The sequence below is a fragment of the Mycobacterium sp. genome, assembly GCF_049278535.1.
In the GTDB taxonomy this organism is placed as follows: Bacteria; Actinomycetota; Actinomycetes; order Mycobacteriales; family Mycobacteriaceae; genus Mycobacterium.
In genome coordinates this window covers 1-5252 of the sequence record NZ_JBAPMI010000020.1, presented here as the reverse complement: position 1 = coordinate 5252, position 5252 = coordinate 1, and the positions used below count along the sequence as shown (strand labels likewise).

At 63.1% G+C, this 5252-nt stretch carries 4 protein-coding genes; 2 read left to right on the top strand and 2 right to left on the bottom strand.

The annotated features are described in order from the left end of the window. Positions 1-179: 179 nt before the first annotated feature. Together WAO18_RS01060 and WAO18_RS01055 are read left to right on the top strand one after the other, a co-directional pair. Entirely contained in the window at positions 180-590 is a 411-nt protein-coding gene (locus WAO18_RS01060) for a RidA family protein (RefSeq protein ID WP_422203142.1), read from the top strand. Between the two features lie 286 nt (positions 591-876). After that, on the top strand, positions 877-1146 hold the full coding sequence (locus WAO18_RS01055; protein WP_422203141.1) for a muconolactone Delta-isomerase: 270 nt from the start codon (positions 877-879) through the stop codon (positions 1144-1146). A gap of 355 nt (positions 1147-1501) precedes the next feature. On the opposite strand, the gene WAO18_RS01050 is transcribed toward WAO18_RS01055, so the two are convergent. Continuing rightward, positions 1502-4420: an RND family transporter gene (locus WAO18_RS01050; RefSeq protein ID WP_422203139.1), complete on the bottom strand. Its 2919-nt coding sequence runs from the start codon at positions 4418-4420 to the stop codon at positions 1502-1504. Positions 4421-4479: 59 nt separating this feature from the next. Beyond that, positions 4480-4923, bottom strand: a complete 444-nt coding sequence (locus WAO18_RS01045) for an MmpS family transport accessory protein (RefSeq protein WP_422203138.1) — start codon at positions 4921-4923, stop codon at positions 4480-4482. Positions 4924-5252 lie beyond the last annotated feature (329 nt).

Sequence of the window (5252 nt, the reverse complement as noted above, 5' to 3'; positions counted from 1 at the left end):
GCAGCGCCGGGCAGCGGTGCTTATCCGCCCCGACCGGGTCTACAGCAACTGATGGCCCTGCACAGCAAGGGGTTTCGGGGTCTCGCCATGTCACCGCCTGGTCATGGCTATTCGCGGTGCTCGACGTCCTGGCGGCCAACGCATTTCGCCGTCACAAGCCCTCACGATAAGGAGTCTGGATGACCATCACTTTGACGAACCCGCGTGCCCTGCCGAAGGTCGACTTTCACCGCCAAGTGTCGATTGCTGCCGGTTCCAAGCTCGTGTTCATGGCCGGGCAGGTCGCCTGGGACGCCGACGGAGCGCTGGTCGGCGAGGGCGACCTCGCCGCGCAGGTCGAGCAGTGTTTTCTCAACGTCGGCGCTGCACTCGCCGAGATTGGCGGCTCCTTCGACGACGTCGCCAAATTGACCATCTATGTGGCCGATTGGACTCTGGACAAGATGCCCTTAGTGCAAGAGGGCCGTGCCCGAGCCTGCGCGAAACTCGGTATCGCCACGTTCCTGCCGCCGGGCACTTTGATTGGTGTCGCCGCGTTGTTCCAGCCTGAGCACCTCGTCGAGGTGGAGGCGATCGCGGTTCTCGACTAGCACACGCGCTCTCCGGCGATGAGGCTACTGCGACGCGGACTGGTTCCCACACGGATTCTGGACCGGGCGCATGCCGCTTCGCTCGGCTTGATACCTGGGGTGACACGGCACTAGGTGCGGAGCAGTTTGAGCCGTGAATGCGCTAAACGAAGGGCACCGGCGCTCGAGAGCTAGCTTGCGGCCCATGTCACGCAGAGATCGTGCTCATCCACAGACGCCACGCCGACCGATCGAAAACCGGCCACTGGCCAAACGCAGTCGAAACACCGAAAGGATGATGAGAAAAATGGACTTCCTGGTTCGCGTGGACTTTGCCCGCGCCTCCGAGCTACCCGACGGCGAACGTGCAGCTCTCATCGAGCGCGAACGCTCTAGGGGCCGAGAGCTGCTGTCACAGGGCGTGATTCGGCAACTCTGGCGGTTGCCTGGTACTCGGGCAAACATCGGCATCTGGTCAGCCACTGATGCAGACGCCTTAAAGGAGGCGCTTGCCAGCTTGCCGATCCGGCCGTACGCCGAGATTCACGTCGCCGCACTAGCCACCTTCACCCCATGACGGCCACCTAGCAAAAACGGCCTTATCTCGACCCGCCGTGTTTGCCCTAGTCCCACTGCCTACTACCGCCGCGGCCGCGCCTCTACTACAACTACTACCGCGCCATGTTCGTGAAGCGCGACCCAGAACAGTGCCGGTGCGCGTTTATCTCAATTTGTGTCCACACCGAATTGTCTCACGTTCGTGTCCACTTTTGCAGCCCGCCCCCGTCAGCCGTTCACGCCGCTCGCCGCGACCTGAGGACTGTCATTCCGTCCGAGCGAGATTTCGTCACGGTGACGCCTGGCCGATACAGGGCTGATGTGACACGAAGTGCCAAATCGTTTGTTCGAGAATGCTATTCAACTGCTGATAACTACCGAGCCTGGTCTCCTGCCAAGGGTGCGCGTGGTCGCTGACCGTTGGCATCCGTTTCGTTGGTGCTCTGCGCTGGTGCGGTCGCCGGTTGGCGTTCGCGGCCGAGGAGTTCTCGTACGGCTGTGCGGGGTCCGTAGGGGCGCAGCATGTGGCTGGCTGGGCGGGGTCGCACGTGCAGCGGCCACCAGAACCAGCGGCCGAGAAGGGTCGCGATCGATGGCGTCATGAACGACCGCACTATCAACGTGTCGAACAGCAAACCCAAGCCGATGGTGGTCCCGACCTGGCCAAGCATCACCAGGTCGCTGACGATGAACGAGGACATGGTGGCGGCGAACACCAGGCCCGCCGCGGTGACGACGCCACCGGTACCGGCCATGGCGCGGATGGTGCCGGTCTTGAGGCCCGCACCCAACTCTTCCTTGAACCGGGAGATCAGTAGCAGGTTGTAATCGGCCCCTACCGCCAACAGCAGGATGACCGCCATGGCGAGCACCACCCAATACAACTGGATACCGAAGATGTACTGCCACACCAAGACCGACAATCCGAAGGACGCGCCCAACGACAGCACTACCGTACCCACGATGACCAGCGCGGCGACCAGACTTCGGGTGACGAAGATCATGATCAGCAGAATCAGGCTCAGCGCAGCCAGCCCGGCGATCATCAGGTCAAAGGTGGCACCGTCCGCAATGTCCTTATAGGTCGCCGCGGTGCCGGCGATGTAGACCTTAGCGTCGGCCAACGGAGTGGCCTTGAGAGCTTCGAACGCCGAGTTGCGGATCGCGTCGACGTGCGAGATCCCCTCCGGTGTCGCGGGATTGCCTCCGTGGGTGATGGTGATACGGACCGCGTGGCCGTCGGGTGACATAAACAACTTCAAGCCACGCTTGAAGTCCGGGTTGTCGAAGGCGTCCGGCGGCAGGTAGAAGGAGTCGTCGTTCTTGGCGTCGTCGAACGCCTTGCCGAGCGCGGTCGCGTTCTTAAGTGCCTCCGCGGACTGCGTATCGGTGCCCGCGGTGGTGGCGTAATTAGAGCGCAGCAGGTCGCGGTTGGCTTCTTGAACGGCGAGCTGGGGTGGGATCAGGGCGACGAGCTGCGGTTGGAGGGCGTTGAGTTTGTCCAGACTCGCGGTGATCGTCCCCAGCTGGTCGGCCAGCTCGCTGATGCCGTCGAGGGAGTCGAACACCGCTCTCAATGCTTGACAGGCCGGAATGTCGAAACAGTGTTTCTCCCAGTAGAAGTAGCTGCGCAGCGGCCGGAAGAAGTCGTCGAAGTCGGCAAGATTGTCGCGCACGTGATTGATCGTGTCTACGGTGTCGTGGAACCCCTTGGTCTGTTCATCGGTTGCGGCGGCGCTGGCCTGTTGCAGGGCGAGCTGTTGGTGCAGGATGTCGATCGACTTGGAGGTCTGCTCAACCTGTTTCAGAATGTCCTGGGCCCTGGCCTGCTGGTAGCTGAGGTTCATGATGGTGCTCGCGCTGGAGGCGCTGATCTGAAACGGGATGGAGCTGTGGCTGATTGGCGTGCCCAGGGGTCGGGTGATCGACTGCACCAAGGCGATGCCAGCGGTATGCAGTACCGCCTTGGCCACCCGCTCGAGCAGGATCATGTCAGCGGCGTTTCGCATGTCGTGATCGGATTCGATCATCAACAGCTCGGGATTGAGCCGGGCCTCGGAGAAGTGGCGTTCGGCAGCCGCGTACCCGACCACGGCCGGCGCCGAAGCCGGCAGATAGGGGCGCGCGTCGTAACTGGTCTTGTAGCCCGGCAGGGCGAGCAGACCAATCAGGGCGAGTGCGACCGACACGACGAGAATGGGACCGGGCCAGCGCACGATCACGGTGCCGATGCGCCGCCAGCTGCGGGTACGCGTCGCGCGCTTGGGCTCCATCAGCCCGAAGTGGCTGGCGATCACCAGCACCGCCGGCCCTAAGGTGAGCGCAGCCGCGAGCGCCACCAGCACTCCGATGGCGGCAGGCACGCCCAGACTCTGAAAGTAGGGCAATCGGGTAAAGCTCAGGCAGGCGACCGCTCCAGCGATCGTCAGCCCCGAACCGACGATGACGTGGATGGTCCCGCGGAACATGTCGTAGTACGCCGCTTCTCGGTCCTCGCCCTTGGAGCGCGCTTCGTGATAGCGCCCGACGACGAAGATCGCGTAGTCGGTGCCCGCGGCGATCGCCAACAGCGTGAGCAGATTCGTCGTGTAGGTCGACAGACCGATCAGCCCCCAGTTCGCGAGGACGGCGACGACCCCACGGGCAGCGGACAATTCGACCAGAACGGTCACCAGCACCAGAAGCATGGTGACCAGTGAGCGGTAGACGATCAACAACATCACCGCAATCACGCCAAGGGTGAGCAGAGTGACCAACGCGGTGCTGTCGCTGCCGACCTCGAAGCTGTCGGTGGTCAGTGGCGCAGCACCGGTGACGTAGGCCTTGACCCCGGGCGGTGCCGGCGTGTCGGCGACGATCGTGCGGATGGCGTCGACCGATTCGTTGGACAGCGCCTGGCCCTGATTGCCCCTCAGATACAGCTGCACCAGAGCGGCCTTGCCGTCCTTGCTCTGCGAGCCGGCCGCGGTGAGCGGATCGCCCCAGAAGTCCTGGATGTGCTCGACGTGCTGGGTGTCCTTCAACAGCTTCTTGACCAGGATGTCGTAGAAGCGGTGGGCGTCGGCGCCGAGGGGTCGATCGCCTTCCAAGACGATCATCGCGTTGCTGTCGGAATCAAACTCGCCGAAGACCTTCCCGATGTGCCCCATCGCCTTCAGCGACGGGGAGTCCGGCGAGCTCTGCGCCACCGCATGCGCCGCTCCGACCACCTCCAACTGCGGGGCAAAGACGTTCGTCAACGCGGCGATGGCGACCCAGAGCACCGCGATGGGCGCTGAGAGGCGGCGGATCATGCGCGCCGCCGGTGACCCCGGGGTCGAATCTGGGAGGTCAACCTGCATACGGTGCTCGCTCACGCGGACTTGTCCAGGCAGGAAATGTAGCCGTTCACGTTGCTGGTGGACCTTTCGTCCTTGACGACGCCATTGACGGTGATGCGGCAGGAAAGAGAGTCCGCGTCCCCCTGCGCGCGCAGGTCGGCGAACAGGGTGGGATCAGTGGTCGTCAACAGGTGCGACCAGGGCAGCGTCGCGTCGTCGACACGCTGGGGCTGAGCGTGTTCGTCGAGGTAGTTGATCGTCGCCACCGCCCCGGAACTACCGAAGACCTCGAACAGGACGTGCTTGGGGTTGAAGTCGGAGTTTTCTATCGAGTCGGCTCGCGGCCACGACACCACGTCATTGGAGCCGAAGATGCCGTGCAGTCGGTACACGCCGAAACCGGTGATCGCCACGACGAACGCGGCAACGATCACCATCCACCGTCGCCGCAGCAAGTCGCCACCCGAAACACTCATTTTCCTGCCCTTCAAAAAAGCGCGCGCTACACGACATTCGGAACCAGGCGCCGGGGTCCGGTTGTCGCCCTCGTCCAGCAAGTACACCCAGACAGGTACTCATTGGGTCGGCGCCCTGGAAATCAACCGACTTTGAGTACCGATTTCACTCAGGACGACGTTGCGGTCTGCGTTGCGCTGCAGCCACTCTGATGTCGCTAAAGGTGCGCTGAGAGGGCTTAGTTGTTACGAACGAACCGACTGACCTGCTGTGGTGTGGGCGTCCTGGAACCTATCGCTTGGGGTTGAGTTGGGTTCGCAGGCGGATGACCGGCAGTTCGCGGTCGGTT

Bases quoted from the DNA above. Each gene is read 5' to 3' on its own strand.
- WAO18_RS01060 (WP_422203142.1), top strand. From the start codon at position 180: ATGACCATCACTTTGACGAACCCGCGTGCCCTGCCGAAGGTCGACTTT.
- WAO18_RS01045 (WP_422203138.1), bottom strand. From the start codon at position 4,923: ATGAGTGTTTCGGGTGGCGACTTGCTGCGGCGACGGTGGATGGTGATC.
- WAO18_RS01055 (WP_422203141.1), top strand. From the start codon at position 877: ATGGACTTCCTGGTTCGCGTGGACTTTGCCCGCGCCTCCGAGCTACCC.
- WAO18_RS01050 (WP_422203139.1), bottom strand. From the start codon at position 4,420: ATGATCCGCCGCCTCTCAGCGCCCATCGCGGTGCTCTGGGTCGCCATC.